Annotated in this window: 24 protein-coding genes; 19 read left to right on the plus strand and 5 right to left on the minus strand. The window is 71.7% G+C overall.

The annotated features are described in order from the left end of the window. Positions 1-20 precede the first annotated feature (20 nt). From glmS to tsaD, 8 genes are read left to right on the plus strand one after another with little or no spacing between them, the layout of a single operon-like run. Positions 21-1,886, plus strand: coding sequence for a glutamine--fructose-6-phosphate transaminase (isomerizing) (gene glmS, locus JYA75_RS13785; protein WP_029544805.1), 1,866 nt, complete (start codon positions 21-23; stop codon positions 1,884-1,886). 20 nt (positions 1,887-1,906) lie between these two features. Then, positions 1,907-3,403 carry an NAD(P)H-hydrate dehydratase gene (locus JYA75_RS13790; RefSeq protein ID WP_006934938.1) on the plus strand — a complete coding sequence of 499 codons (1,497 nt, stop codon included), beginning with the start codon at positions 1,907-1,909 and terminating at the stop codon, positions 3,401-3,403. Positions 3,404-3,462: 59 nt separating this feature from the next. Beyond that, a complete protein-coding gene (gene alr, locus JYA75_RS13795; RefSeq protein WP_029544801.1) occupies positions 3,463-4,647 on the plus strand; it encodes an alanine racemase in 1,185 nt (394 codons plus the stop codon). Then, entirely contained in the window at positions 4,644-5,702 is a 1,059-nt protein-coding gene (locus tag JYA75_RS13800; protein WP_029544798.1) for an alpha/beta hydrolase, read from the plus strand. Before alr ends, JYA75_RS13800 begins: the two co-directional genes overlap by 4 nt. Next, positions 5,695-6,180 (plus strand): tRNA (adenosine(37)-N6)-threonylcarbamoyltransferase complex ATPase subunit type 1 TsaE, encoded by a 486-nt coding sequence (tsaE, locus tag JYA75_RS13805; protein ID WP_203330108.1) that lies wholly within the window; start codon positions 5,695-5,697, stop codon positions 6,178-6,180. The genes JYA75_RS13800 and tsaE overlap by 8 nt, the downstream gene beginning before the upstream one ends. Positions 6,181-6,210: 30 nt before the next feature. Further along, entirely contained in the window at positions 6,211-6,885 is a 675-nt protein-coding gene (gene tsaB, locus JYA75_RS13810) for a tRNA (adenosine(37)-N6)-threonylcarbamoyltransferase complex dimerization subunit type 1 TsaB (protein ID WP_029544796.1), read from the plus strand. Continuing rightward, positions 6,882-7,376 carry a ribosomal protein S18-alanine N-acetyltransferase gene (gene rimI, locus JYA75_RS13815; protein WP_006940023.1) on the plus strand — a complete coding sequence of 165 codons (495 nt, stop codon included), beginning with the start codon at positions 6,882-6,884 and terminating at the stop codon, positions 7,374-7,376. Before tsaB ends, rimI begins: the two co-directional genes overlap by 4 nt. Beyond that, positions 7,373-8,413 carry a tRNA (adenosine(37)-N6)-threonylcarbamoyltransferase complex transferase subunit TsaD gene (tsaD, locus tag JYA75_RS13820; RefSeq protein WP_006940025.1) on the plus strand — a complete coding sequence of 347 codons (1,041 nt, stop codon included), beginning with the start codon at positions 7,373-7,375 and terminating at the stop codon, positions 8,411-8,413. Before rimI ends, tsaD begins: the two co-directional genes overlap by 4 nt. A gap of 31 nt (positions 8,414-8,444) precedes the next feature. Here the strand turns inward: tsaD and JYA75_RS13825 are convergent, their stop codons facing one another. Continuing rightward, positions 8,445-9,962 carry an Hsp70 family protein gene (locus JYA75_RS13825; protein WP_029544794.1) on the minus strand — a complete coding sequence of 506 codons (1,518 nt, stop codon included), beginning with the start codon at positions 9,960-9,962 and terminating at the stop codon, positions 8,445-8,447. Positions 9,963-10,659: 697 nt separating this feature from the next. Here JYA75_RS13825 and groES point away from each other — a divergent pair. Both groES and groL read left to right on the plus strand, forming a co-directional pair. Continuing rightward, the gene (gene groES / locus JYA75_RS13830) at positions 10,660-10,962 is read left to right on the plus strand and encodes a co-chaperone GroES (RefSeq protein ID WP_003938034.1); all 303 of its coding nucleotides are present in this window, start codon (positions 10,660-10,662) and stop codon (positions 10,960-10,962) included. Between the two features lie 86 nt (positions 10,963-11,048). Next, the gene (groL, locus tag JYA75_RS13835; protein ID WP_006940029.1) at positions 11,049-12,665 is read left to right on the plus strand and encodes a chaperonin GroEL; all 1,617 of its coding nucleotides are present in this window, start codon (positions 11,049-11,051) and stop codon (positions 12,663-12,665) included. Between the two features lie 106 nt (positions 12,666-12,771). On the opposite strand, the gene JYA75_RS13840 is transcribed toward groL, so the two are convergent. Beyond that, positions 12,772-13,065 (minus strand): WhiB family transcriptional regulator, encoded by a 294-nt coding sequence (locus JYA75_RS13840; RefSeq protein WP_029544792.1) that lies wholly within the window; start codon positions 13,063-13,065, stop codon positions 12,772-12,774. 523 nt (positions 13,066-13,588) lie between these two features. Here JYA75_RS13840 and JYA75_RS13845 point away from each other — a divergent pair. From JYA75_RS13845 to JYA75_RS13855, 3 genes are all read left to right on the plus strand, one after another. Further along, positions 13,589-14,431 (plus strand): hypothetical protein, encoded by an 843-nt coding sequence (locus tag JYA75_RS13845; protein WP_006940032.1) that lies wholly within the window; start codon positions 13,589-13,591, stop codon positions 14,429-14,431. A gap of 121 nt (positions 14,432-14,552) precedes the next feature. Beyond that, positions 14,553-15,131: a sigma-70 family RNA polymerase sigma factor gene (locus JYA75_RS13850; protein WP_029544787.1), complete on the plus strand. Its 579-nt coding sequence runs from the start codon at positions 14,553-14,555 to the stop codon at positions 15,129-15,131. Next, positions 15,124-16,212: an anti-sigma-D factor RsdA gene (locus JYA75_RS13855; protein WP_043802547.1), complete on the plus strand. Its 1,089-nt coding sequence runs from the start codon at positions 15,124-15,126 to the stop codon at positions 16,210-16,212. Before JYA75_RS13850 ends, JYA75_RS13855 begins: the two co-directional genes overlap by 8 nt. 67 nt (positions 16,213-16,279) lie before the next feature. Here the strand turns inward: JYA75_RS13855 and JYA75_RS13860 are convergent, their stop codons facing one another. Next, a complete protein-coding gene (locus JYA75_RS13860) occupies positions 16,280-16,690 on the minus strand; it encodes a DUF5319 domain-containing protein (protein WP_006934975.1) in 411 nt (136 codons plus the stop codon). Between the two features lie 289 nt (positions 16,691-16,979). On the opposite strand from JYA75_RS13860, the gene guaB reads away from it, so the two are divergent. From guaB to guaA, 4 genes are all read left to right on the plus strand, one after another. Continuing rightward, the gene (guaB, locus tag JYA75_RS13865; protein ID WP_029544783.1) at positions 16,980-18,503 is read left to right on the plus strand and encodes an IMP dehydrogenase; all 1,524 of its coding nucleotides are present in this window, start codon (positions 16,980-16,982) and stop codon (positions 18,501-18,503) included. A gap of 73 nt (positions 18,504-18,576) precedes the next feature. Next, the gene (locus JYA75_RS13870) at positions 18,577-19,716 is read left to right on the plus strand and encodes a GuaB3 family IMP dehydrogenase-related protein (RefSeq protein ID WP_006934969.1); all 1,140 of its coding nucleotides are present in this window, start codon (positions 18,577-18,579) and stop codon (positions 19,714-19,716) included. Between the two features lie 199 nt (positions 19,717-19,915). Then, positions 19,916-21,649, plus strand: a complete 1,734-nt coding sequence (locus tag JYA75_RS13875; protein WP_029544781.1) for a GMC family oxidoreductase — start codon at positions 19,916-19,918, stop codon at positions 21,647-21,649. Between the two features lie 48 nt (positions 21,650-21,697). Next, on the plus strand, positions 21,698-23,269 hold the full coding sequence (gene guaA / locus JYA75_RS13880; RefSeq protein WP_006934964.1) for a glutamine-hydrolyzing GMP synthase: 1,572 nt from the start codon (positions 21,698-21,700) through the stop codon (positions 23,267-23,269). 54 nt (positions 23,270-23,323) lie between these two features. Here the strand turns inward: guaA and JYA75_RS13885 are convergent, their stop codons facing one another. Continuing rightward, positions 23,324-23,557, minus strand: coding sequence for a hypothetical protein (locus tag JYA75_RS13885; protein WP_006934962.1), 234 nt, complete (start codon positions 23,555-23,557; stop codon positions 23,324-23,326). Continuing rightward, entirely contained in the window at positions 23,550-24,869 is a 1,320-nt protein-coding gene (locus JYA75_RS13890; protein ID WP_168579850.1) for a PspC domain-containing protein, read from the minus strand. Before JYA75_RS13890 ends, JYA75_RS13885 begins: the two co-directional genes overlap by 8 nt. Before the next feature lie 133 nt (positions 24,870-25,002). Here JYA75_RS13890 and JYA75_RS13895 point away from each other — a divergent pair, with 133 nt between their 5' ends. Next, positions 25,003-26,277 carry an ATP-binding protein gene (locus JYA75_RS13895; protein ID WP_006934957.1) on the plus strand — a complete coding sequence of 425 codons (1,275 nt, stop codon included), beginning with the start codon at positions 25,003-25,005 and terminating at the stop codon, positions 26,275-26,277. Next, on the plus strand, positions 26,274-26,936 hold the full coding sequence (locus JYA75_RS13900; protein WP_006934956.1) for a response regulator transcription factor: 663 nt from the start codon (positions 26,274-26,276) through the stop codon (positions 26,934-26,936). Before JYA75_RS13895 ends, JYA75_RS13900 begins: the two co-directional genes overlap by 4 nt. Positions 26,937-26,998: the final 62 nt, after the last annotated feature.

Below are 26,998 nucleotides of genomic sequence, written 5' to 3' on the forward strand. Positions count from 1 at the left end.
GGACCAGTACCCTGCTAACCATGTGCGGAATCGTGGGGTACGTCGGGCATCGCCCGGCTCTCGATGTCGTGGTGGAGGCACTGCGGCGGATGGAGTACCGGGGCTACGACTCGGCCGGTGTGGCGGTCCTGGACGGTGCGGGCGGCCTGGCCGTCGAGCGCAAGGCGGGCCGGCTGGCCAATCTCGAGGCCGAGCTCGACGAGGTGGGGGTGGAGCACTTCGCCGGCACCACCGGCATGGGGCACACCCGGTGGGCCACGCACGGTCGTCCCACCGACCGCAATGCGCATCCGCACCGGGACGGGTCGGGGAAGGTGGCGGTGGTGCACAACGGCATCATCGAGAACTTCGCGCCGCTGCGGGTGGAGCTCGAGAAGGCCGGGGTGGAGTTCGCCAGCGACACCGACACCGAGGTGGCGGTGCATCTGGTGGCCCGGGCGTATGCGGACGGGCCGACCGCGGGGGACTTCGAGGCCAGTGCGCTGTCGGTGCTGCGCCGGCTCGAGGGGGCCTTCACGCTGGTGTTCACCCATGCCGACCATCCGGACACGATCGTCGCGGCGCGCCGGTCGACGCCGCTGGTCGTCGGGGTCGGCGACGGCGAGACGTTCGTGGCCTCGGACGTGGCCGCGTTCATCGAGCACACCCGGCACGCGGTGGAGCTGGGCCAGGACCAGGTGGTGGTGATCACCGCCGACGGGTATCAGGTGTCCGATTTCGACGGCGGCACCGACGTGGTGACCCGCCCGTTCGAGATCGACTGGGATCTGGCGGCCGCCGAGAAGGGCGGCCACGACTACTTCATGCTCAAGGAGATCGAGGAGCAGCCCGCCGCGGTGGCCGACACGCTGCTCGGGCACTTCGCCGGGGGCCGCATCGTGCTCGACGAGCAGCGGCTGTCGGATCAGGAGCTGCGCGACGTGGACAAGGTGTTCGTCGTCGCGTGTGGCAGCGCCTACCACTCGGGTCTGGTGGCCAAGTACGCGATCGAGCACTGGACGCGGTTGCCGGTGGAGGTCGAGCTCGCCAGCGAGTTCCGGTACCGGGATCCGGTGCTGGACCGGTCGACGCTGGTGGTGGCGATCTCGCAGTCCGGGGAAACCGCCGACACCCTCGAGGCGGTGCGGCACGCGAAGGATCAGAAGGCACGGGTGCTGGCGGTGTGCAACACCAACGGCGCGCAGATCCCCCGGGAGGCCGACGCGGTGCTCTACACCCGGGCCGGCCCGGAGATCGGGGTGGCCTCGACCAAGGCGTTCCTGGCGCAGGTCGCCGCGAACTACCTGGTGGGGTTGGCGCTGGCGCAGGCCCGCGGCACCAAGTACCCGGACGAGGTGGCCCGCGAGTACGCCGATCTGGCCGCGATGCCGCACCTGATCGCGCGGGTGCTCGAGACGGTCGAGCCGGTGCGGCGCCTGGCGCGGGAGCTGGCGGCGTCGTCGACGGTGCTGTTCCTGGGCCGGCACGTGGGGTATCCGGTGGCGCTCGAGGGTGCGCTCAAGCTCAAGGAGCTGGCGTACATGCACGCCGAGGGCTTCGCCGCCGGCGAGCTCAAGCACGGTCCGATCGCGCTGATCGAGGACGGGCTGCCGGTGATCGTGGTGATGCCGTCGCCGAAGGGCCGGGCGGTGCTGCACTCGAAGCTGCTGAGCAACATCCGGGAGATCCAGGCCCGCGGTGCCCGCACCGTGGTGATCGCGGAGGAGGGCGACGAGGCGGTGCGGCCGTTCGCCGACCACCTCATCGAGATCCCCGCCGCGCCGACGTTGCTGCAGCCGCTGCTGTCGACCGTGCCGCTGCAGGTCTTCGCCGCCGAGGTCGCCCAGGCGCGCGGCTACGACGTCGACAAGCCACGCAACCTCGCCAAGTCCGTGACGGTGGAATAGCGACCCCGGCGGGAGGCCCGATGCGCAGCTACTACCCGTGCGAGCAGGTGCGGGCGGCGGAGGCGCCGCTGCTCGCCGCCCTGCCCGAGGGCACCCTGATGCGCCGCGCCGCGTTCGGGCTCGCCCGGGTCGCGGCGGCGGAACTGCGCTCGCGCACCGGCGCCGTCGCCGGTCGTCGCGTGACCCTGCTCGTCGGATCGGGCGACAACGGCGGCGACGCCCTGTGGGCGGGCGCGTTCCTGCGCCGCCGCGGGGTCGCGGTCACGGCGCTGCTCCTCGACCCCGAGCGGGCGCACCGGGCGGGACTGGCGGCGCTGCGCGCCGCCGGCGGGCGCGCCGTACCGGCGGATCCGGACCGGATCGGTGACCCGGACCTCGTGCTCGACGGCGTTGTCGGCATCTCCGGCCGGGGCCCGCTGCGCCCGGCCGCGGCCGCGGTGGTCGAGCAGATCACCGCCCCGATCGTGGCCGTGGACACCCCGAGCGGCGTCGACCCGGACACCGGCGCCGTCGACGGGCCGGCCGTGACCGCGGCCGTGACCGTCACATTCGGCGCCTACAAGCCGGTCCACGCCCTCGCGCCCACCCGGTGCGGGCGGGTCGAGCTCGTCGACATCGGTCTCGAGCTGCCGCCGCCGTGCATGGTGGCGGCCGAGCCCGCCGAGATCGGAGCAATCTGGCCGGTCCCGGGCGCCGACGACGACAAGTACAGCCAGGGCGTCGTGGGCATCGTCGCGGGTAGCGCCCGGTTCCCGGGCGCCGGCGTGCTCTGCGCCGGCGCAGCGGTGGCCGCGACGTCCGGCATGGTCCGCTACGCCGGCAGCGCCGCCCCCGTCGTGCTGGCCCGGTTCCCCGAGGTGGTGGCCGCGCCGTCGTTCGCCGAGGCGGGCCGCGTCCAGGCATGGGTGATCGGGCCGGGCGGCGGCACCGATCACCAGGCGGCCGACACGTTGCGCGACGTGCTGGCCACCGATCTTCCCGTCCTCGTCGACGCCGACGGGCTGACGCTGCTGTCGCGGCAGCCGGACCTGGTCCGCGGCCGGCGGGCTCCGACCCTGCTGACACCGCATGCCGGGGAGTTCGCGCGGCTCACCGGACGCCGGCCCGAGCCGGACCGGGTGGCGGCGGTGCGGGCACTGGCCGCCGACTGGCGGGTTCACGTACTGCTCAAGGGCCGGTCGACGCTGATCGCGAACCCGGACGGGCACGTGTTCGTCAACGAGGCGGGCGGGTCGTGGGCGGCCACCGCCGGCGCGGGCGACGTGCTGTCCGGGATGATCGGGGCACTGATGTCCGCGGGGATGGCTCCGGATCTCGCGGCCGCGGCGGGCGCGCGCGCCCACTCCACCGCCGCGGATCTCGCCGCTCGCGGCGGGCACGATCTCGCCGCTCGCGGCGGTCGCGATCTCGCCGCTCGCGGCGGTGAACCCGGTTGGGCCGCCCCCACTTCGGCGAGCGCGATCCTGGATCGGGTGCCCGCGGCGGTGCGGAGCCTGCGGGGCATGGCCGAATCGTGATCCCGACACCTGCCACCGTGCTGCGGGCCACTTCGTCCGCAGTGGCAGGATCGAGATTCATGACCACGGCCGAACCCCGACCCCGCAACCACCTCCACCACGACCTGCCGCAGGCCGAGGCGTTGATCGACCTCGACGCCGTGGCCGAGAACGTGCGGCGGCTGCGGGAGTACGCAGGGGAGGCGGCGGTGATGGCCGTGGTCAAGGCCGACGCGTACAACCACGGTGCCGTCCCGGTGGCCCGGGCCGCGCTCGCCGCCGGCGCGCGGGAGCTGGGGGTGACGACCCTGACCGAGGCGCTCGAGCTGCGCCGCGCGGGGATCGACGCGCCCGTGCTGTCGTGGCTGCACACCGTCGACGCCGACTTCGCCCCCGCCATCGCCGCCGGCGTCGAGCTGGGGGTGTCGTCGACGCGGCATCTCGCGTCGATCGTCGCCGCGGCTCGGGAGACGGGTGTGACCGCGGTGCTCACCGCGAAGATCGACACCGGCCTCAACCGCAACGGCGTGGCACGGGACGAGTGGCCGGCGTTCCTGCGGGATCTGGGCCGGGCCCGGGCGGAGGGGGCGATCCGGCTGCGCGGCGCCTTCTCCCATCTCGCACACGCGGACGAACTCGACCACCCCGAGATCGACTGCCAGCGGGACCGGCTGCGCGAGGCCGTCGCCGACCTGAGCCGCCACGGCATGAAGCCCGAGGTGGTGCACCTGTCGAACTCGGCAGCGACCGTTACTCGCCCCGACCTGCGTTTTGACATGGTCAGACCGGGTATAGCGATGTACGGGTTGTCCCCGATCCCCGAGGTCGGGGACTTCGGGTTCCGGCCCGCGATGACGTTGCGAACGAGGGTGGCGCTGGTGAAGAAGGTGACTGCAGGGTCCGGAGTGTCCTACGGGCATCGCTGGGTGGCGCCCGCCGACACCACCGTGGCCCTGCTGCCGATGGGATACGCCGACGGAATCCGGCGTAATCTCAGCGGCCGGTTCGAGGTGCAGCTCGGCGGACGCCGCCGACCGCAGCTCGGCCGCGTGTGCATGGACCAGGTCGTGGTCGATCTCGGACCGGACGGGGACGGAGTAAAAGAAGGCGATACCGCGTTCTTCTTCGGTGACGGTAGCCATGGCGAGCCCGCCGCGCAGGACTGGGCCGACCTACTGGACACCATCAATTACGAGGTGGTCACCGGCGTGGGCGGGCGCACCGTCCGCACCTACGTCGGTGGCGGAGGAGGCGAGCAGCGATGACGCTGTTGGGCAGTTTGGGGCTGTTGGGTGCGAGCCTGGCCACGCTCGGCTCGAACGCGGGGCTGTACGCGGTGCGCACCGCGGGCCTGCCCGCGCACGAGATCTACGGCGAGGAAGACTTCGACGCGATGCTCGCGCTGCCCAAGCGCACCGTGCGTACCGAGGACGGCGTCGACCTCGCCGTCCGGGAGGTGGGTTCGGCCCTGGCGCCGCTGACGATCGTGTTCGTGCACGGGTACTGCCTGCGCATGCAGTCCTGGCATCTGCAGATGCGCCACCTGCAGGAGCGGTGGGGCAAGGACGTGCGGATGGTCTTCTACGACCAGCGCGGCCACGGGGAATCCGCCGTGTCGACGTCGAAGTCCTGCACCATCGCCCAGCTCGGCCGCGATCTGGGCACCGTCATCGACACCGTCGTCCCCACCGGCCCGGTGGTCGTGGTCGGGCACTCGATGGGCGGGATGACGACCATCGCCCTGGCCGCCCAGCGCCCGGAGTTGTTCGACGAACGCATCGTCGGGGTGGGCCTGCTCGCCACCACCGCCGCCGGGCTGACCAAGACCGGCATCGGCCGTAACCTCGAGAACCCGGTGATCGACGCGTTCCGGCATCTGGCGCGCACCGCGCCGGGGTTCGTGCAGTACGCCCGTGGGGCCGCCAAGGCGATCATCGCGCCGATCCTGCGCGCCGCGTCCTACGGGACGGTGGTCAGCCCGAAGCTGGTGGAGTTCTCCGACCGGATGCTGGCGGAAACCTCGGTGCTGACCATCGTGAACTTCCTGCGCACCCTCGAACTGCACGACGAGTCGGCGGCGTTGCCGGTGCTCGGACAGGTGCCCGTGCTGGTGCTGTGCGGGGACGCCGACATGATCATCCCGTTCTCCGGCTCCGAGGAGCTCGCGGCGGCGTTGCCGGACGTCGAGCTCAAGCGGGTCCGCGGGGCCGGGCACCTGGTCCAGCTCGAGTTCCCCGAGGTCGTCGTCGGTGCGCTGGACCGGCTCATCCAGCGCGGGTTCGCCCACGACGCCGGCAGGAGGCGCGCCGCAATTGGGTGACGATCGCTCCACCGGCACACGCACCGAGCAGTATGCCGAGCTGCCCACGGTCGAGGACACCGAGGCGTTGGGCCGCCGCCTGGCACGCGAACTGCACGCGGGTGATCTCGTCGTCCTGGACGGTCCGCTCGGTGCCGGGAAGACCGTCCTGACCCGCGGAATCGCCGCGGGCCTGGGGGTGCAGGGCCGGGTCACCTCGCCGACCTTCGTCATCGCGCGCGAGCATCGCCCCGGCGATCGCGCCGGTGGCGAACCCGTGGGGATGATCCACGTCGACGCCTACCGCCTCGGGGACGGTCCGAACGCCCTCGACGAACTCGATGCCCTGGACCTCGACACCGACCTGACCGCCGCCGTGGTCGTCGTGGAATGGGGTGAGGGGCTGGTCGAGACACTGACCGAGCGGCACCTGCGGGTGCGGCTGCGCCGCGAACCGGACTCGGACGTGCGCACCGCCACCTGGTCCTGGGTGGGGTGACCGTCGCGCTCGGCGGTACTCTGGATACTCGTGCTCGTTCTCGCCGTGGATACCGCCACCCCCGCTGTCACCGCAGGTCTCGTCCGGGTAGACGACGGCGGTGAACGCGGGGGCGTCGACATCGAGACGTTGGCCGTGCGGGTCACGGACAATCCACGCGCCCACGCCGAGGTGCTGACTCCGCAGATCCTCGACTGCCTGTCGTCCACCGGCCACACGCCGGCCGACCTCGACGCCGTCGTCGTCGGTGTCGGCCCCGGCCCGTTCACGGGCCTGCGTGTCGGTATGGCGACCGCCGCGGCCTTCGGCGACGCCCTCGGCGTGCCGGTGCACGGCGTGTGCAGCCTCGACGCGATCGCGGCCGACGTCCACGGCACGGACGGCGACGGTGATCTGCTCGTCGTCACCGACGCCCGTCGCCGCGAGGTGTACTGGGCGCGGTACTCCGGTGGCCACCGCGTCGAGGGGCCGGGCGTGTGCAAGCCGGCGGAGCTGAAGGCGGAGCCGTCGCTGCGGATCGCCGGGTCCCGCCCGCACACCGACCTGTTCGCGCTGCCCGCACATCCGGTGGCCACACCGTCTCCGGCGGGCCTGGTCGCCGTCGCCGTCGCGGACCTGCTCGCCGGGGTGGAGCCCGAGCCCCTGGTGCCCCTCTACCTGCGCCGGCCCGATGCGGTGGAGACGGCGGACCGGAAGAAGAAATGAGCCCCCACGACCCGCTTCCCCTCGTCGACGCGCTGCAGCCGTCCGACGTCGCACGGTGCGCCGAGCTGGAACGGATCCTGTTCCCCGGCGACGACCCGTGGAGCGCCGGCGCCTTCCGCGCCGAGCTGGCGGCGCCGCAGAACCACTACGTCGCCGCCCGCGACGACGAAGGCCGGCTGATCGGCTACGCCGGTCTCGCCCGTCTCGGCACCGGAATCCATCCGGAGTCCGAGGTCCACACCATCGGTGTGGACCCGCAGCAGCGGCGCCGCGGCGTCGGTGGCGCGCTGCTCGCCGAGCTGTTGCGGGCGGCCGACGCCTGGGGCGGCCCCGTGTTCCTGGAGGTGCGCACCGACAACGACGCGGCGATCGCGCTGTACCGCCGGGAGGGTTTCGAGATCGTCGGGACCAGAAAGCGGTACTACCAGCCGAGCGGCGCCGACGCGTACACCATGTGCCGGCCGGACCGGCGGAAGGAGTCACAGTCGTGATCGTGATGGGCATCGAGAGCTCGTGCGACGAGACGGGCGTCGGCATCGTCCGGTGGGTCGGCGACGGCACCCTCGAACTGCTCGCCGACGAGGTGGCCTCCAGCGTCGACGAACACGCCCGGTTCGGCGGCGTCGTCCCGGAGATCGCGTCCCGCGCACACCTCGAGGCGATCGTCCCGACCATGCGACGGGCGCTCGCCGCGGCCGGGATCGCCAAGCCCGACGCCGTGTGCGTGACGATCGGTCCCGGCCTCGCCGGTGCGCTGCTCGTCGGTGTCGCCGCAGCCAAGGCCTACGCGGCGGCGTGGGACGTGCCGTTCTACGCGATCAACCACCTCGGCGGGCACGTCGCGGTGGACACGATCGAGCACGGGCCGATGCCGCCGTGCGTGGCGCTGCTGGTCTCCGGCGGGCACACGCACCTGCTACACGTCGAGGACCTCGGCCGCACGCCGATCGTCGAGCTCGGCACCACGGTCGACGACGCGGCCGGGGAGGCCTTCGACAAGGTGGCGCGTTTGCTCGGGCTGGGTTTTCCGGGCGGTCCGGCGCTGGACCGGGCCGCGCAGGACGGCGACCGCACCGCGGTGGTGTTCCCGCGGGGGATGACGGGGCCGCGCGACGCCCGGCACGACTTCTCCTTCTCCGGGCTCAAGACGGCCGTCGCGCGGTTCGTCGAGGCGCGCGAGCGCGCCGGCGAGCCCGTCCCGCTCGCGGACGTGGCGGCCGGTTTCCAGGAGTCGGTGGCCGACGTGCTGACGATGAAGGCGGTGCGGGCCGCGCAGGATGTGGGCGTGGACACCCTGGTCCTCGGGGGTGGGGCCACCGCCAATTCCCGCTTGCGGGAACTCGCCGAGGAGCGCTGCGCCGCCGCGGGGATCACGCTGCGGGTGCCGCGGCCGCGGTTGTGCACCGACAACGGGGTGATGATCGCGGCGCTGGGGGCGCACCTGATCGCCGGAGGTGCGCAGCCGTCCGCGCTCACCGTCGGGACCGACCCCGGGCTGCCGGTCGAGATCGCCCAGGTGCCGGCCTGACCGTCCGCTGCGGGGGATCGGCCGGTGCGGCTCAGCCGACCGGCGACGGTTCGATGCGCAACGGGGACGAACTCGTCGTTCCCTCCGCCGGGGCGGCGGTCGAGGAGGTGTCGGTCGTCGTCTCGGCGGGTGCGGACTCGGTCGTCGGCGCGGACGTCGTCGGGCTCGGTGTCGTGCTCTCGGGCGGTGTCGTACCGGGCGGTGTCGGCAGCGGGACGGTCGGCAACGAAACGCTCGGCAGGGTTCCCGGGAACTGCCACGGCCGGTCGGTGCCCGGGGCCTCCGGGGGCGACTCGGGCCGGTCGGTGGTGGTCGACTCCGGCGTGCTGGGCGGCGTGGTCGTCGCCGAGGTGCTCGTCGGGGGTAGCGACCCGGTGGGGTAGGGGTCCGGCGCGGGCGTGCGTGCGTAACCGTTGTCCGGAGCCGTCGTGGTGACGGTGGCGTGAGGATCCTCGGAGGGGATCTGCGTGTGTCCGGTGTCGGGAACCGCCGCCGCAGGCTGGGTGGTGGCCTGGTCGCTGGTGCCGGCGGGGGAGACGGGCGTGTCGTCGGACGCGATCCGGTCGGTCGCGTAGCCGGCGACGAGCGCACCGACGACCAGCGCCCCGGCGAGTGCGCCGGATACCTTGCCCCCGGGGGTGCTCGGCGTCGGCGCCGAGGCGCCCACCGGCGGATACGACGCGAGGCGTGACGACGCGGCGAGCAGCGCGGCACCGTGGGCCGCTGCCGTGGCCGGTTCCGGCACCGTCACGGCGGTCCCCGCGAACGCGGAGGTCACGGCTCCGGCGAGAGCCGGCATGGCCGCGGCGCCGCCGACGAGGGCGAGCATCTGCGGCCGCGGCTCGGTGCCGCCGCAGATCCGTCGCGTGAACGCCGCGGCGGTGTCGGCGAGATCGGCCACCATCTCGTCGAGTTCGGCGCGGGTCAGGGGCACCGCGGGGCCGGCGTCACCGAGTTCGACCCTGGTGGCCGACGCGGAGCCGAGGGCCTCGAGGGCGCCCTGGCAGCGCACCGTCAACAGGGCGGTGTCGATCGGAATGCGGCCGCGGGTGCGGCCGATCTGGCGGCGCACGTGGTCGTAGACGCGGCCACGGACGGCGTCGCCCCCGACGTCCCCGGTCCGGGCCGAGCGCAGCACCGATCCGGACCGTCGGTCGAAAACGGAGACGGTGAATCCCGATGCCCCGAGGTCGGCGACGGCGAGGGTGTCGGCGGTGTCGACGAGGCCGGTGCCGTGCAGGTAGGCGAAGACGGCGGTCGTCTCCGGAACCAGGTGGACGATGTGGCCGTCGCGCACCGCCGCGGAGCGGATCGCCTCCGCGTGCTCGGGCGTGCGGTAGGCCACCGCCACGGCGTCGGGGACGGCGTGGCCGTCGATCTGGGTGCTCATGAGGGAGAGGGCATCGATGACGAGGTCGCCCAGATCCCCGGCTGCGTCGGGATCGGCGGCGAGAAATCGGTACTCGGTGGTGCGATCCCCGGACCCCTCGACGACGAGGGCTGAGCCCACTCCGGAAGCGCCGGTGGAAATCCCCAGCGACGTGCGCATAGTTCCCCTCCCGTGCGTGACCGGCGGACAGTGACGCGGACGAGGCCGCAATGTCACCGAATGGTCACGCGTTCGGTCTCCGTTATCCGAACGTAACAGACGGGTGGCCGCGAGCGCTCGTCGAAAACCGGCGATCCCCGTCCTTCCGGCCGCGCCGCAGGCCCGGCTACCCCGCCCGTGGACAGGCCGCCGGACGTCGGTGGCGGAGGCGGGCCGAGTCCGGCAGCTCCGCTGTTGTGCCAGCTCGGAGGCGTTCTTCCGGCTCGCAGGGCGAGCACAGTGGCGGGGGAGTGGGCTGTGAGGGGACCGCTGCCCGGCGGGGTGGCCGACCGGGCATCTCCCGGATACGAATGGTCACGATTCGGTCTCCTCGGTTGCGGACGGGCCCGGCTCATGGGCGGACGGGGGCCGGCCTCCGGCCGTCGTTGCCGGGCGGGCGCGGTCGACCGGAGGGCCGCCCGGGGCCGAGGGGCCTTCGATGGCAGCATGGGGCGCCCGGGGCGACACGGGGACATTCAGCACCCGCTGCCCTTGAGCGCTGGCACTCGCGTGTATAGAGTGCTAGTCGACGCCGAGCGAGTTCCGGCACCCGCGACGACGGGACTGCGCGCGGAGTCACCGTGGTGACTGAACAAACCCTGTCCGAGGACGACAAGAGGCCTCGGACCATCGAACCCCTGAAAGTGGAGGGCTCATCGTGGCGAGCGTGAACATCAAGCCGCTCGAGGACAAGATCCTCGTCCAGGCCAACGAGGCCGAGACGACGACTGCCTCCGGCCTGGTCATCCCGGACACGGCGAAGGAGAAGCCCCAGGAGGGCACCGTCGTCGCCGTCGGCCCCGGCCGCTGGGACGACGAGGGTGAGAAGCGCATCCCCCTCGATGTCAAGGAAGGCGACGTCGTCATCTACAGCAAGTACGGCGGAACCGAGATCAAGTACGCCGGCCAGGAGTACCTGATCCTGTCGGCTCGCGACGTGCTGGCCGTCGTCGCCAAGTAAGCCGCACGCATTCCGCCCCGGAGTTCCGTCTCGGACCCGGGGCGGAATCCGTTCCGGATCCTTCGTTCCAGGAGTAGTCGGAGAACATGTCCAAGCAAATCGAGTTCAACGAGACCGCGCGGCGGGCACTCGAGCGTGGCGTCGATCAGCTCGCCGACGCCGTCAAGGTCACCCTCGGCCCGCGTGGGCGGCACGTGGTGCTCGCCAAGGCGTTCGGCGGTCCGACCGTCACCAACGACGGTGTCAGCATCGCCCGGGAGATCGAGCTGGAGGACCCGTTCGAGAACCTCGGCGCCCAGCTGGTCAAGAGCGTTGCCACCAAGACCAACGATGTCGCCGGTGACGGCACCACCACCGCCACGGTGCTCGCTCAGGCCATCATCAAGGCCGGCCTGAAGAACGTCGCGGCCGGCGCCAACCCCATCGCGCTCGGCAGCGGCATCGCCCAGGCCGCCGAGAAGGTGTCGGAGGCGCTCCTCGCCGCCGCCACCCCGGTCGAGGGCAAGGAAGCCATCGCCCAGGTCGCCACCGTCTCCTCGCGCGACGAGGAGATCGGCACCATGGTCGGCGAGGCCCTGAGCACCGTCGGCAAGGACGGCGTCGTCACCGTCGAGGAGTCCTCGACGCTGCAGACCGAGCTTGTCGTCACCGAGGGCGTCCAGTTCGACAAGGGTTTCCTCTCGCCGTACTTCATCACCGACATCGACGCACAGCAGGCGGTGCTCGAGGATGCCGTCATCCTGATCTACCGCGACAAGATCGGCTCCCTGCCCGACTTCCTGCCGCTGCTCGAGAAGATCGCCGAGAACGGCAAGCCGGTCCTGATCATCGCCGAGGACGTCGAGGGCGAGGTGCTGTCCACCCTGGTGGTCAACTCCATCCGCAAGACCCTCAAGGCCGTCGCGGTCAAGGCGCCGTTCTTCGGTGACCGCCGCAAGGCGTTCCTCGACGATCTCGCCGTCGTCACCGCCGGCACCGTCATCAACGCCGACATCGGGTTGACCCTGAAGGATGCCGGTCTCGACCTGCTCGGTTCGGCCCGACGCGTGGTGGTCACCAAGGACAGCACCACCATCGTGGACGGTGCCGGCACGCAGGAGGACATCCAGAACCGCGTCGCGCAGCTGCGCCGCGAGATCGAGGCCACCGATTCCGACTGGGATCGCGAGAAGCTCGAGGAGCGGCTCGCCAAGCTCTCCGGCGGCATCGCGGTGATCAAGGTCGGCGCTGCCACCGAGACCGACCTCAAGGAGCGCAAGTTCCGTGTCGAGGACGCCGTCAACGCGGCCAAGGCAGCGGTCGAGGAGGGCATCGTGCCCGGCGGCGGTTCGGCGCTGGTGCAGGCCGCCCGTGAGCTGGACGCGCTCGAGAACTCGCTCTCGGGCGACGAGGCCACCGGTGTCGCCGTGCTGCGCGCGGCCCTCACGGCCCCGCTGTACTGGATCGCCAGCAACGCCGGCCTCGACGGGGCGGTCGTGGTGAACAAGGTCGGCGAGGCTCCGGCCGGATCCGGCTTCAACGCGGCCACCCTCACCTACGGCGACCTGATCGCCGACGGTGTCGTGGACCCGGTGAAGGTGACCCGGTCCGCGGTCGTCAACGCCTCCTCGGTGGCACGGATGGTGCTGACCACCGAGAGCGCGGTCGTCGAGAAGCCGGAGGAGGAGGCCGAGGCCGGTCACGGCCACGGCCACGCGCACTAGGGATCCGAACGCCCGGGCCGGCCGCGCGTAACGGTGGCCCGGGTGGCACGAAGCCCCGCACGGAACTTCCCGTGCGGGGCTTCGTCGTCCCGGGGGTCGCGGCCGGTCAGACCGCGACCCTCCGTCGTCGGTGCCGCGCGTACATCTCCCGCTCCGTCTCGGACATGCCGCCCCAGATGCCGTACGGCTCGGACACGGCCAGAGCGTGTTCCCGGCACTGCACGATCACCGGGCACTGCCGGCACATCTCCTTGGCCCGGCTCTCGCGCTGCGCCCTGGCCCGGCCACGCTCCCCGTCCGGGTGGAAGAACATCGAGGAGTCCACCCCACGGCACAGTCCGTGCATCTGCCAATCCCAGACGTCCGCGTTGGGTCCGGGCAAGTGGTTCGGTGCAGGCATGGGGCACTCCTTTGCAGCGTGCTCGCCTGGGGCGAGCGGACCGTGGGCGGAAGGTCTTTCCCCCCAAAGCAATTATTCAGGCTTCGTAACCGTAAAGGGGCCGCCGAAATGGAGTCAACAGTTTCGCGGAGTGGCAATTTCCATATCCCGATCCGCGAGAATTAACCACCGAAATATTTACATCGGGGTCGATTCGTGATTGTGTCTTGATGTTGTGCGCCTCGACCGCTCGAGGCTCCGTCCGGTGCCCGGAACAGCCCGGATCAGGGACTATATGCCCTGCAGTCGGCGCGGAAGGGCACCCGTCCGGGCCTCGGGGGCAAGAATGCCGGGGTCGGCGGGCCCGGCGTGCGCGGGTTTGCGTACAGGCGCCATGTCCGCAATTAACAGGCCGTAAACCCAATGTTCAACCGGATGCAGCACAAGTGTCGTGCGGAGTAATTCATGCGCCCCCGGTGCATATTTCCCGGAATGCGGACCACCTCCGCGTCGGGAGGGGGAGATGCGGTGCGATCATGAGCGCGTGCCCGACATCGCCCTTCCGTCCGACGCGTCCGCACTCGCCTCGGCGGCATTCGGCGCCCGGCCCGGCCTGTTCCCCCTGCCCCTCACCGGCGATCCCGTCGCGTCGTGGCACCGGGCCGTCGCGCTGGGCGGGCAGGGCCGCTACAGCGCGGCCCGGGCGGAACTGACCCGGCTCCGCCGCGCCACGGGCCCCGGCGGAGCGCTCGCGTCCCTCGCGACGAGCACCGAGGCGTCGCTGTTGCGTCAGCTCGGCCGGCATCGTGAGGCATCCGTCCTCGACGGCCGGGCGGTCGCGGCGCTCGCCGGCGCGCCGGCGGACTGCCCGTGGGCCGTCGAGGCTCACTGCGACGCCCTCACGGGCCTGGCGGCGGACGCGCTCGGGTGCGGCCGGCTCCGGCTCGCCGCCCGGCTGCTGGACCGCTGCGCCGCACGTCTCGACGAAGCGGGGGGCGTCCACCCCGAGGCGTTCCGGCGCCAGCGCGTGCGCCTGCACTGGGTCACCGCCGAGACCGCGCTCGCCTCCGGGGACTTCGCCACCGCCCGCCGTCATTCCGCTGCCGCAGCGGCAGGTGCCGAGCGCAGCGGTTCGGTCCGGCACCTGATCAAGTCCGACCTGTTGCAGGCCGCCTCGTGGACCGGCGAGTCCGATCCGACCCCCGCCCGCGACCTGTGCCTGGACGTGCTCGATCGCAGCACCGCGCACGGTCTGGTCCCGCTCCGCTGGGCTGCTTCGATGCTGTGGGACGGACTGGGGGGCGGTGATGCGGCCCGGCGCGTGCGCGACGAGTCGGCCGCCCTCATCGTCCGGCGCGGCGGGAGATTCGCAACGATCCGGGCCTAGAAGTCATCCGTGCGTCCGTTCCGTCCGGTCGTGTCGTTAGTCTGGGGGTGTTCCACTGCGAGTGGAAGCACACCCGGCCGGGGGGTCGTGTCACTTTGTAACGCCAGGACTTGCGCAATCGATGACTGTCATGGGTGAGGAGTTGGACTCCGCTGTCGCTGCGGCTGCGCAGGGGGATCGGACGGCTCTCGCTCAGGTTCTGAGGACCATCCGGCCCTTGGTCGTCCGGTACTGCCGGGCGCGGGTCGGATCCGCGGAGCGTGGCCAGCTCTCCGCGGACGACGTAGCGCAGGAGGTGTGCCTGGCCGTGATGACGGCGTTGCCGCGGTATCAGGACCAGGGACGCCCCTTCATGGCATTCGTGTACGGGATCGCGGCACACAAGGTCGCCGACGCGCACCGCAGCGCCGCCCGCAACCGGGCGGACCCGGTCGCGGAGGTACCCGAGTCGATGTCGCTGGACGACAGTCCGGAGGAGCAGGCACTCAACTCGGAGACGAGCCGGCAGATGAAGAAGCTGCTGGGCACGCTTCCGGAGAAGCAGCGGGAGATCTTGATCCTGCGGCTCGTGATGGGCCTGTCCGCGGAAGAAACGGCAGCAGCGGTGGGAAGTACGGCAGGGGCCATTCGAGTGGCGCAGCACCGTGCCATCGCCCGACTGAAGAAGGAAGTGACGAGAGCAGGTGAGAGAAATGGGTAGGAAGCACGGCGCGGATGACGATTTCTTCGCCGATCTCGCCGACGACGGCACCCCCGTGGACATTGCGGCAGTGCGCCGTGACGATGCCCTCATCGACGCGATCTCCGGGGACGGACCGGTGCCCACCGAGACGACCGAGGAATACGAGCTGGCCACGCTCCTCGCGGGCTGGCGTGCCGAGATCCTCGCCGACCCTCTTCCTTCCGAACCGGACCTGGACGAGATCGTCGCCGCGGTCAACCGAGAGATCGGTGCCCGCGACGCGCTCGCCGAGCGCCGGTCCCGGTCCCGCACCCAGCTTCGCCTGATCCGTCCCATCGCCGGTGCCGCCGCCCTGATCGCCATCGCCGTGGGCGGCGCGACCGCCGTCTCCTACCAGGCCGAACCCGGCGACCCGCTGTGGAGCGTCAAGCAGGTCGTCTTCAGCGAGCAGGCAGAGTCGACGGTCGCCCGGATCGACACCGCCTCGACACTGCAGGAGGCCGAGCAGCGGCTCGCCGTCGGCGACACCGAAGGCGCCCAGGAACTGCTCCAGTCGGCACAGGAGCGTTCCGGGTCGGTCACCGACGCCGGCCAGCGGGACCAGCTGGGCGACTGGATGCAGCGGCTCACCACCGAGCTGAGCCAGCTCCTTCCGCCGCCGCCCCCACCCGTGCTGCCCATCCCCCCGGCCCAGTCGGCGCCGGTGGTTCCCGCGCCGGTGCCGACCACTGCGACCACCCCGTCGACGGTGGATCCCACGATCGCCGGCACGACGCCCGGGACGGGAACCGTGCCGCCGACGTCCACCGAGGAGCCCAGCGTCGATCTCCTGCCGCCGCCGACGTCGTCGCAGCCGGTGCCCACCCAGGAACCGCTGCCGGTCACGACAGAGCCGACAACCGGACCGACGAGCGCTCCGGTGACGACGGAGCCGACCACCGTGCCGACGGCCTCGCCGACGACGACCGCGTCGGCCTCGGCGCCGGCGCCGTCGAGTTCACTCGAACAGCAGTCGATCAGCCAGACGATCACCGTCGTTCCCCCGCCTTCCACGGTCGTTCCCCCGCCCTCCACCGTCGTTCCCCCGCCTTCGCCGTAGGCACGACGGGAAGGGCCCGCCAGGACATTCGTCCCGGCGGGCCCTTCCCGTCGTGCGGAGGCTTCTTCTAGGAGTCGAGGCCGTACGGGTCGACCGGCAGCGCCTCGTTCATCGAGGCGTCCGCGTAGCCGCGGCAGTAGTCCCACGTCACGTAGGCGTCGGGGGAGGGATCGTAGGCCGGCTCGTGCGGCCGGACCGTACCGTCGACGAGCAGCTGCAGCAGGTTCGCCCGCAGCATGTCCCAGTCGTGGTAGTGGTCCTGGTGGCAGTCCTCGCAGCACACCACCAGGCCGCGGATGCCGCGCGGCGACAGCAGCGCTTCGTAGACCGCGAGGTCGGCGAGATCCTCCTCGACGGCCAGCCGTTCGGCAGGGTCGAGTGGCTGACCCGGCTCGATCGCGTCCAGTGCGGCGGACGGATCGTCGGGATCTCCAGCGAATGGGTCCGGTGGCAGACCGGGAGGCAACTGATCACGCACGACTCCACGGTACGCAGTCCGACGGGGTCTGCGCCAGCCGTCACACCGTGGACTTCCCGCGGGGCTTGGTGTACGCGGGCGGATCCACGCGTGCGGATGCGCGTGTGTGCCTGTTCCGGTAAACCGATACGATAGTCCACGAGCAGGGCATCGTTGCTCGGAGCGTCCGGGGAATGTGCGCACCGCTCACGCCATTGTCTTTCACGACATTGTGTTCCGTAATCACCGTTGCCGGGCCGGGGCCCACCCGCCCGCACCGTATCGACGCGTCATGGAGGGTCCGAACCGCATGAGTAGTACCGGAGGGCACGTGCATACCGGCGGTGACGACCCCAACAAGGTCGCCATGCTGGGTCTGACCTTCGACGACGTGCTGCTGCTTCCGGCCGCGTCGGACGTGATCCCGAGCCAGGTGGACACGTCGAGCCAGCTGACCCGGGACATCCGCCTCCGCGTTCCGCTGGTCAGTTCCGCGATGGACACCGTCACCGAGTCGCGCATGGCCATCGCCATGGCCCGCGTCGGCGGCATGGGCGTCCTGCACCGCAATCTCTCCGCCGAGGCGCAGGCCGCGCAGGTCGAGACCGTCAAGAGGTCCGAGGCCGGCATGGTCACCGATCCGGTCACCTGCAAGCCGACCGCCACGCTCGCCGAGGTCGACGCCATGTGCGCGCGCTTCCGCATCTCGGGGCTGCCCGTCACCGACGACGACGGCCAGCTCGTCGGCATCATCACCAACCGGGACATGCGCTTCGAGGTCGACCAGAACCGCCCGGTCTCGGAGGTCATGACCAAGGCGCCGCTGGTGACCGCGCAGGAGGGGGTCACCGCCGAGGCCGCCCTCGGGCTGCTGCGCCGCCACAAGATCGAGAAGCTGCCGATCGTCGACGGACAGGGCCGCCTGACCGGCCTGATCACCGTCAAGGACTTCGTCAAGACCGAGCAGCACCCCAACGCCACCAAGGACCGTGACGGTCGCCTGCTCGTCGGCGCCGCGGTCGGCGTGGGCGACGACGCGTGGACCCGTGGCATGACCTTGGCCGACGCCGGGGTGGACGTGCTCGTGGTCGACAGCGCCCACGGTCACTCGGCGGGTGTGCTCGGCATGATCGCCAAGCTCAAGGCCGAGGTCGGCGACCGAGTCCAGATCATCGGCGGCAACGTCGCGACCCGGGCGGGCGCCGCGGCGCTCATCGAGGCCGGCGTGGACGCCGTGAAGGTGGGCGTCGGACCCGGCTCCATCTGCACCACCCGCGTCATCGCGGGTGTCGGCGCCCCGCAGATCACCGCCATCCTCGAGGCCGTCGCGGTCGCCAAGCCCGCGGGCGTCCCGGTCATCGCCGACGGCGGCCTGCAGTTCTCCGGCGACGTCGCCAAGGCTCTCGCCGCCGGCGCCTCCACGGCCATGCTCGGCTCCCTGCTGGCCGGCACCGCCGAGTCGCCCGGCGAGTTGATCCTCGTCAACGGCAAGCAGTTCAAGAGCTACCGCGGGATGGGTTCGCTCGGCGCGATGCAGAGCCGGGGCGCGGCCAAGTCGTACTCGAAGGACCGCTACTTCCAGGACGACGTGCTCTCCGAGGACAAGCTGGTGCCCGAGGGCATCGAGGGCCGCGTGCCGTTCCGCGGTCCGCTGCAGCAGGTGACGCACCAGCTGATCGGTGGTCTGCGCGCCGCGATGGGCTACGCCGGTGCCGCCAGCATCGAACAGCTGCAGGAGGCACAGTTCGTGCAGATCACGGCGGCGGGTCTCAAGGAGAGCCACCCGCACGACATCACGATCACGGCCGAAGCACCGAACTACGTGGTTCGCTAGAGCACCGAGTCCGCGATCGGGCCCCCGCCGGAGTGTCCGGCGGGGGCATCTACCTGAGAAGAAAGGGACGCGCGTGCGCGACCTGGTTGAAATCGGCATGGGGCGGACCGCCCGACGCACCTACGAGCTGGACGACATCAACATCGTGCCGTCCCGCCGGACGCGCTCCTCGAAGGAGGTGTCGACGGCCTGGCAGCTCGACGCGTACCGATTCGACATCCCGCTGCTCGCCCATCCCACCGACGCGCTGGTCTCGCCGTCCTTCGCGGTGCAGCTGGGCAGGGCCGGCGGTCTCGGCGTCATCAACGGTGAGGGCCTGTGGGGCCGGCACGCCGACGTCGACGCCGAGATCGAGAGGCTCGTCGGCATCGCCGAGTCCGACGCGGACCCGGCTGCGGCGATCGCCCACCTGCAGAAGCTCCACGCGGCCCCGCTGCAGCCCGACCTGCTGGCCGCCGCCGTCGCGCAGGTGCGCGACGCGGGCGTGACCGCGGCCGTGCGGGTCAGCCCGCAGAACGCGCGGGCGCTGACCCCGCACCTGGTGAAGGCGGGCATCGACCTGTTGGTCATCCACGGGACCATCATCTCCGCGGAGCACGTCGCCCACGGCGAGAGCGAGCCGCTGAACCTCAAGACGTTCATTTCCGAGCTGGACGTGCCCGTCGTCGCGGGCGGTGTGAGCGACCACCGCACCGCGCTGCACCTGATGCGCACGGGCGCGGCGGGCGTCATCGTCGGCTACGGCTCGACGGCCGGGGGCACCACCACGAGCGAGGTGCTGGGCATCGGCGTGCCCATGGCGACCGCGATCGCCGATGCCGCCGCCGCCCGTCGCGACTACCTGGACGAAACCGGTGGCCGGTACGTGCACGTCATCGCCGACGGCGACATCGAGACCTCGGGCGATCTGGCCAAGGCCATCGCCTGCGGTGCCGACGCCGCCGTGCTCGGGGCCCCGCTCGCGGTCTCGGCCGAGGCGCCGGGCCGCGGCTGGTACTGGCCGTCGGCGAGTGCGCACCCGTCCGTGCCGCGGGGCGCGCTGCTGCAGGTCGCCTACGACGAGCGCCCGGGCCTGGACCGGGTGCTCGCCGGTCCGTCCGACGACCCGTTCGGCTCGCTGAACCTGGTCGGCGGCCTGCGCCGCGCGATGGCGAAGTCGGGCTACTCGGATCTCAAGGAGTTCCAGAAGGTGGGCCTGACCGTCCGCGCGTAGCCGTCCCCCTCTTCCGCTGTGGCCGAATGTCACATCGCTTCGATCCGATCGACGTGATGTGACATTCGGCCACAGCCGTTTTCGGCGCCCACCTGCGGTTTCTAGAACTCGAGGTTACAGTTAGGGCACCCTTGTGGCAGTGGTCACAGCGAGTCTGTGCATACTGGTGAGTAACAACCAGCGTCATGGAGGTGTTTCGGTGGGTGAGCAGCGCGCGACGGACTACGACGTCCTCATCGTCGGATCGGGGTTCGGCGGAAGTGTGACGGCCCTGCGGCTCGTGGAGAAGGGGTACAAGGTCGGCATCCTCGAGGCCGGCCGGCGCTTCGCCGACGCGGACTTCGCCAAGACCAGCTGGGATCTCAAGCGCTTCCTGTGGGCGCCCAAGCTGGGGTGCTTCGGCATCCAGCGGATCCATCTGCTGCACGACGTCCTCATTCTCGCCGGCGCCGGCGTCGGCGGCGGATCCCTCAACTACGCCAACACCCTCTACAAGCCGCCTGCCCCGTTCTTCCAGGACAGCCAGTGGGCGCACATCACCGACTGGAACGACGAGCTCAGCCCGTTCTACGACCAGGCCCGTCGCATGCTCGGCGTGGTGCAGAACCCCCACATGACCCCCGCCGACGAGATCGTCAAGTCCGTCGCCGAGGACATGGGCGTCGGGGACACCTTCATCCAGACCCCGGTGGGCGTGTTCTTCGGTGAGCCCGGCCGCACCGTCGCCGACCCGTATTTCGGTGGTGTCGGCCCCGACCGCACGGGCTGCATCGAATGCGGCGAGTGCATGACCGGTTGCCGGCACGGTGCCAAGAACACGCTGCTGAAGAACTACCTCGGGCTCGCCGAGCGCGCCGGCGCCGAGATCGTCCCCCTCACCACGGTCACCGGCCTGCGCCGGGCCGCCGACGGCACATGGGACGTCGACACCGAGCGCACCGGCGCATGGAAGCGGAAGAACCGTCGCACCTACACCGCCGGGCACGTGGTGCTGGCCGCCGGCACCTGGGGCACCCAGCACCTGCTGCACCACCTCAAGGACACCGGCGGCCTGCCGCAGCTGTCCGACCGGCTCGGGCACCTGACCCGCACCAACTCCGAATCGATCGTCGGTGCCGGCAAGATGCGCGTCGATCCGGAACTCGACCTCACCCGCGGGGTGGCGATCACCTCGTCGTTCCATCCCACCGCGGACACCCACATCGAACCCGTCCGCTACGGCAAGGGCTCCAACGCGATGGGTCTGCTGCAGACCCTGATGACCGACGGCGGCGGCCGTGTCCCGCGGTGGCTGAAGTTCCTCGGCCAGGCCGCGCGGAACCCGGTCCAGATGGGGAGGATGCTCAGCGTCAAGGACTGGAGCGAGCGCACCATCATCGCCCTGGTCATGCAGAACCTGGACAACTCGATCGTCACCTACACCAAGAAGGGCCTGCTCGGCCGCCGTAAGGTCACCAGCCGGCAGGGCCACGGGCACCCCAACCCGACGTGGATTCCCGTCGGCAACGAGGCCACCCGCCGCATCGCCGAGAAGATCGACGGCGTCCCCGGCGGCACCTGGGGGGAGATCTTCAACATCCCGCTCACCGCGCACTTCCTCGGCGGCTGCGTGATCGGGACCGACCCCGAGCACGGCGTCATCGACCCGTACCACCGCGTGTACGGATATCCGACGCTGAGCGTCGTCGACGGAGCCGCGGTCTCGGCGAATCTCGGGGTCAACCCGTCGCTGACGATCGCCGCGCAGGCCGAGCGCGCGGCGGCGCTGTGGCCGAACAAGGGGGAGCAGGACCTGCGCCCCGCCCAGGGCGAGGGCTACCGCCGGCTGGACCCGATCGCCCCGAAGAAGCCGGTGGTGCCCGCGGGCGCTCCGGGCGCGTTGTCGCTGCCGATCGTCGAGGTTCGCAGCGGCTCCACCTCCGGCGTCGCCTGACCCGAACCGCCGTTCGTTGGGCGAGGACCGGGCCTCTAGACTGTTCGGGTGTCGCAAACCCAGCAGTCCAGGCCGGTCCTCGTCGTCGACTTCGGAGCCCAGTACGCGCAGCTGATCGCCCGCCGCGTCCGCGAAGCGAAGGTCTACTCCGAGGTCGTGCCGCACACCACGACGGTGGAGGAGATCGCGGCCCGTGAGCCGCTCGCCGTGGTGCTCTCCGGCGGCCCCTCCAGCGTCTACGCCGACGGGGCGCCGCAACTCGACCCGAAGCTGTTCGATCTGGACGTCCCGGTGTTCGGCATCTGCTACGGCTTCCAGGCCATGGCCCAGGCGCTCGGCGGCACCGTCGCGCACACCGGCAACCGCGAGTACGGGCGCACCGAGATGTCCGTCACCGGCGGTGTCCTGCACGACGGCCTGCCCGCGACGCAGCCGGTGTGGATGAGCCACGGCGACGGGGTCACCGCCGCGCCGGCCGGCTTCGAAGTGACCGCCAGCAGCGCCGGCGCCCCCGTCGCCGCGTTCGAGGACCGCGCGCGCCGTCTCGCCGGCGTGCAGTACCACCCCGAGGTGCTGCATTCCCCGCACGGCCAGCAAGTGCTCAGCCGGTTCCTGCACGACATCGCCGGAATCCCCGCCGCCTGGACGGCCGCGAACATCGCCGAGGCCCTGATCGAGCAGATCCGCGAGCAGGTCGGTGACGGCCGTGCCATCTGCGGCCTGTCCGGCGGGGTGGATTCCGCGGTGGCCGCGGCCCTGGTGCAGCGCGCCATCGGCGACCGCCTGACCTGCGTGTTCGTCGACCACGGCCTGATGCGTGAGGGCGAGCGGCAGCAGGTCGAGAAGGACTTCGTCGCCGCGACGGGGGCCCGGCTCGTCACGGTGGACGCCGCCGAGACCTTCCTGCGGGAATTGGCCGGCGTGACGGATCCGGAGACCAAGCGCAAGATCATCGGCCGCGAGTTCATCCGCAGCTTCGAGGGCGCCGTGTCGGAGGTGCTCGGCGAGAACGCCGCCCACGGCGAGACCGTCGAGTTCCTGGTCCAGGGCACCCTGTACCCGGACGTCGTCGAGTCCGGCGGCGGCACCGGCACCGCCAACATCAAGAGCCACCACAACGTCGGTGGTCTCCCCGAGGATCTGCAGTTCGCGCTGGTCGAGCCGCTGCGCCTGCTGTTCAAGGACGAGGTGCGGGCGGTGGGCCGCGAACTCGGCCTGCCCGAGGAGATCGTCGGCCGCCAGCCCTTCCCCGGACCGGGCCTGGGCATCCGCATCATCGGTGAGGTCACAGGCGAACGCCTCGCGATCCTGCGCCGCGCCGACTCCATCGCCCGCGAGGAACTCACGGCGGCCGGCCTCGACGGACAGATCTGGCAGTGCCCGGTGGTGCTGCTCGCCGACGTGCGCAGCGTGGGCGTGCAGGGCGACGGCCGCACCTACGGTCACCCGATCGTGCTGCGCCCGGTCTCCAGCGAGGACGCGATGACCGCGGACTGGACCCGCTTGCCGTACGAGACCCTCGAGCGGATCTCCACCCGCATCACCAACGAGGTCCCCGACGTCAACCGCGTCGTCCTCGACGTCACGAGCAAGCCGCCGGGCACCATCGAGTGGGAGTGAGACGCGGCTGCGCCCTTCGGATCCGATCCGAAGGGCGCAGTGCGTTCCGGGGTGTCAGCGCTTCTTCTTGCCCGGCGCGAACACCAGGGCCGCGCCGACGACGACGGCGAGCGCGACGAGCAGCCAGCGGAATTCGACGTTCGCGAGCGGCTCGAGGGAGAACGGCCCGATCAGCGCCCACCCGCTGACCGCCAGCGCCGCGATCGCGGACAGCAGCATCAGGATCGACGGGCCCCGCCGACGGGTGCCGGTCGTGGGGTCGGTGGGGTCGGTGTCGAAGTCAGCCACGGCGCACCTCCGAGTTGCCGAATGCGGTGTCGAGGTTCAGGGTCAGGACGGGTCCGCCGACGCCGTCGTCGCCGCCGTCGAGGCCTTGCATCACGCACGGGTTCGAGGCCCGCTCGGTGCAGACGACGTCGACGTCGAGGTTCTTCGGCAGCATGATCTCGGTGGCACCGAAGCGGGTCTCGACGGTGACGGTCTCGTCCTCGGTGAGTTCGAGCCCGCGCAGGTCCAGTTGCAGGGCACCCATCTGCACCGAGTACGCCGGCTGCAGTTCCGCGGCGGTGCGGGGCGAGTACAGCTGTTCCCCCCACGACGAGGTGTCTATCGGCCCGACGAGCGAGGCCAGCACCACGAACCCGAGCAGCGGGCCCGTCACCACCAGCAGTCCGTAGCCGCGGTGCAGGAACGCCCCGAACAGCAGGCCGAGTCCGATCACCGCGAGCGCGATCGCGCCGATCCGCGCCGGTGTGAGCCAGGCGACCTCACCCGCGGAGGCCACCGCGCCGGCGGCCGCCGCGGCGAGCACCGCCAGGCCCAGCACCGTCGTGGTGAGCCGTGAGCGGGGCTGTTTCGCCGGCACGACCGACGGCGCGGGCGCCGGCTCGGGCAGGTCCCAGGCGAACGGTGCGACGCCGAGCGGATCCCAGGACGGCGGCGTCGGGCGCTGCAGCAACGGATCCTGCGGGGGCTCCGGGTTCGCCTCGGGGGACTCCGTGCCGGCGGCCCGGGGCGAGTCCGGTTCCGGCTTCGTCCAGAAGTTCGGATCCGCCGGCGCGGGCCCGGTGGCGGCGGTGTGCTGCGCGAAGGGCGCCTGCTGGTACTGGCTCTGCTGGAACGGGGCCTGGAAGGGGTTCTGTGGGAACAGCTGCGGCGCCCCGGGCAGCGCCGGGGGTTCGGGCCGGCGCTGGTACAGCAGCCACAGGCCGCCGAGCATCAGCACCATGCTCACGAACCCGGAACCGCCGACCCCGGGGCCCATCGGGCCGAAGGCGCTGGCCGCGACCGCCAGCACCACCAGGAGCACCACGGCCTTGGTGCTCGATTCGGAGCTGTGCCCCCGGCCGACGAGGGACTCGGCGGGGGAGACCTGATCGCCGTAGCGCGGCAGCAGCAGCCAGCACGCCAGATACAGCACCAGGCCGGCGCCGCCGAAGAACGTGGACACCACGAACGCCACGCGGATCAGCACCGGATCCACGTCGTACCGCACGCCGATGCCTGCGCACACCCCGGCGACATGGCCCTGCCGTGGCAGCCGGACCGGACGGGTGCGCCACATGTCCGAGAGCTGCTCGGGGAAGCTTCGCGTGTTCATGCTGCACATCCTTCTCGACCGCCGCCCCGCCGCACATCAGGGACCGACCCTGAATTCTGCCGCTGCGCGCGGCCGCCGGCTCAGGGTTCGTCCCCGATGCCCGGGGCGGGGTGCGCGTGCCAGTATCGAAGGTATGCAGCCGGTTCCCTACCCGCACCTGCCCACCCCCCGCCTCGAGCGCCGGGTCGGCGGCCGGGTCGTGGGCGGCGTGGCCGGTGGTCTCGCCGACCACCTCGGGGTCGACGTGCTCAAGGTGCGGGTGGCGTTCACGGTCCTGGCGGCGCTCGCCGGCCTCGGCATCGTCGCCTACGGGTTGCTGTGGGCGCTCACGCCGCAGGGCTCGGACACCGAACCGCCGTCGCCCACCGAGCGGCGCCGGGCGCTGGGCCTGGCGGTCATCGGACTGGGCCTGGCCGTGGGGCTTTCGTGGCTGCTCAACGGCGGTGTGGGCTCGGTGATCGCGCCTGTCGTCGTGGTGGCGGTGGGCGCCGCGCTGGTCTGGCGCGAGTTCGACGCCGAGGGACCGCGTTCGGTGCTGGGCCTGCCCGCCCGCCCGACGGTGCTGACCTGGGCGCGGGTGGTCGGCGGCGCCTCGCTCATCGTGCTCGGGCTCGGTGTCGTGATCCTCGCCCAGGTCGACGTGGCGGCCCTGCGCTCGTCGGTGCTGGCGGTGCTGGTGACGCTGGTCGGGGCCGGCCTGCTGTCGGTGCCGCTGTGGGTGCGGATGTGGCGCGCGCTCGAGGAGGAACGCGCCGCCCGCGTCCGCAACGAGGAACGCGAGGAGATCGCGTCGCACCTGCACGATTCGGTGCTGCAGACGCTCGCCCTGATCCAGAAGCAGGCCGACAACTCGCAGGAGGTGCTGCGCCTGGCGCGCAGCCAGGAACGCGAGCTGCGCCGCTGGCTGTTCGGCGGCGGCGAGACCCCGCACACCAGCCTGGCCGAGGCGCTGCGCACCATCGCCGGCGAGGTGGAGGACCAGTACGGGGTCTCGGTGGCGCCGGTGATCGTCGGCGACGTGGTGCCCGGCGACGACGAGGACCTGACCGCCGAGTCGTTCACCGCGCTGCTGGGCGCCACCCGGGAGGCACTGGTCAACGCGGCCAAGCACGCGCGGGTGGACAGCGTGGACCTGTTCGTCGAGGTCGAACCCGAACAGGTGAGCGTCTTCGTCCGGGACCGTGGCGTCGGCTTCGACGAATCCGCGGTGCCGGAGGACCGGCAGGGCCTGGCCCGTTCGATCCGGGGTCGCGTGGAGCGTCGCGGCGGCCGGGTCGGTGTGCGCTCGAACCCGGGCAAGGGCACGGAGATCCGCATCCATATGCCCCGTGCCGGTGCCGGACCGGAGCGGACGACGACCCTAGAGTGGGAGGGCACCGACGCCCATCCAGAGGAGCAGCCCACTTGACGTCACTCGACGCCTCCCGCCGTTTCCGTGTGTTCCTGGTCGACGACCATGCCGTGTTCCGGTCGGGGGTGCGCGCCGAACTCGGCCGGGAGAGCGACATGGAGGTCGTCGGCGAGGCCGGCACCGTCGCGGAAGCGGTCGCGGGAATCGATGCCACCCGCCCCGACGTGGTCCTGCTCGACGTCCACATGCCCGACGGGGGCGGGGTGGCGGTGCTCGGGCGGATCACCGAGGGCCCGGTGTGCCTGGCGCTGAGCGTTTCCGACGCCGCCGAGGACGTCATCGCGGTGATCCGGGCCGGCGCCCGCGGCTACGTCACCAAGACCATCTCGGGGGCCGAGCTGGCCGACGCGGTGCGCCGCGTCGCCGGCGGGGACGCGGTGTTCAGCCCGCGCCTGGCCGGGTTCGTCCTGGACTCGTTCACCGGCCGCTCGAGCGTCCCCGAGCCGCCGCTCGACCCCGAACTCGATTCGCTCACCCCCCGGGAGCTCGAGGTGCTGCGCCTGCTGGCGCGCGGCTACACCTACCGCGAGATCGCCGAGGAACTGGTGATCTCGGTCAAGACCGTCGAGACGCACGCGTCGAACGTGCTGCGCAAGACCCAGCAGTCCAACCGCAATGCGCTCACCCGGTGGGCGCACCGGCGGCGGATCGACTGACCGGAGTTCCGTGCGTGGGCAGCCGCTCGGTCGATCCGGCCGCGAGCGCCGCCGCGATCATC

This window comes from Rhodococcus sp. PSBB066 (assembly GCF_017068255.1).
GTDB lineage: Bacteria > Actinomycetota > Actinomycetes > Mycobacteriales > Mycobacteriaceae > Rhodococcus > Rhodococcus aetherivorans.

Excerpts from the sequence above, each read along its gene's own strand:
- glmS (WP_029544805.1), top strand. The coding sequence starts at position 21 with ATGTGCGGAATCGTGGGGTACGTCGGGCATCGCCCGGCTCTCGATGTC.
- JYA75_RS13790 (WP_006934938.1), top strand. The coding sequence starts at position 1,907 with ATGCGCAGCTACTACCCGTGCGAGCAGGTGCGGGCGGCGGAGGCGCCG.
- alr (WP_029544801.1), top strand. The coding sequence starts at position 3,463 with ATGACCACGGCCGAACCCCGACCCCGCAACCACCTCCACCACGACCTG.
- JYA75_RS13800 (WP_029544798.1), top strand. The coding sequence starts at position 4,644 with ATGACGCTGTTGGGCAGTTTGGGGCTGTTGGGTGCGAGCCTGGCCACG.
- rimI (WP_006940023.1), top strand. The coding sequence starts at position 6,882 with ATGAGCCCCCACGACCCGCTTCCCCTCGTCGACGCGCTGCAGCCGTCC.
- JYA75_RS13825 (WP_029544794.1), bottom strand. The coding sequence starts at position 9,962 with ATGCGCACGTCGCTGGGGATTTCCACCGGCGCTTCCGGAGTGGGCTCA.
- groL (WP_006940029.1), top strand. The coding sequence starts at position 11,049 with ATGTCCAAGCAAATCGAGTTCAACGAGACCGCGCGGCGGGCACTCGAG.
- JYA75_RS13840 (WP_029544792.1), bottom strand. The coding sequence starts at position 13,065 with ATGCCTGCACCGAACCACTTGCCCGGACCCAACGCGGACGTCTGGGAT.
- JYA75_RS13850 (WP_029544787.1), top strand. The coding sequence starts at position 14,553 with ATGACTGTCATGGGTGAGGAGTTGGACTCCGCTGTCGCTGCGGCTGCG.
- JYA75_RS13855 (WP_043802547.1), top strand. The coding sequence starts at position 15,124 with ATGGGTAGGAAGCACGGCGCGGATGACGATTTCTTCGCCGATCTCGCC.
- guaB (WP_029544783.1), top strand. The coding sequence starts at position 16,980 with ATGAGTAGTACCGGAGGGCACGTGCATACCGGCGGTGACGACCCCAAC.
- JYA75_RS13890 (WP_168579850.1), bottom strand. The coding sequence starts at position 24,869 with ATGAACACGCGAAGCTTCCCCGAGCAGCTCTCGGACATGTGGCGCACC.
- JYA75_RS13895 (WP_006934957.1), top strand. The coding sequence starts at position 25,003 with ATGCAGCCGGTTCCCTACCCGCACCTGCCCACCCCCCGCCTCGAGCGC.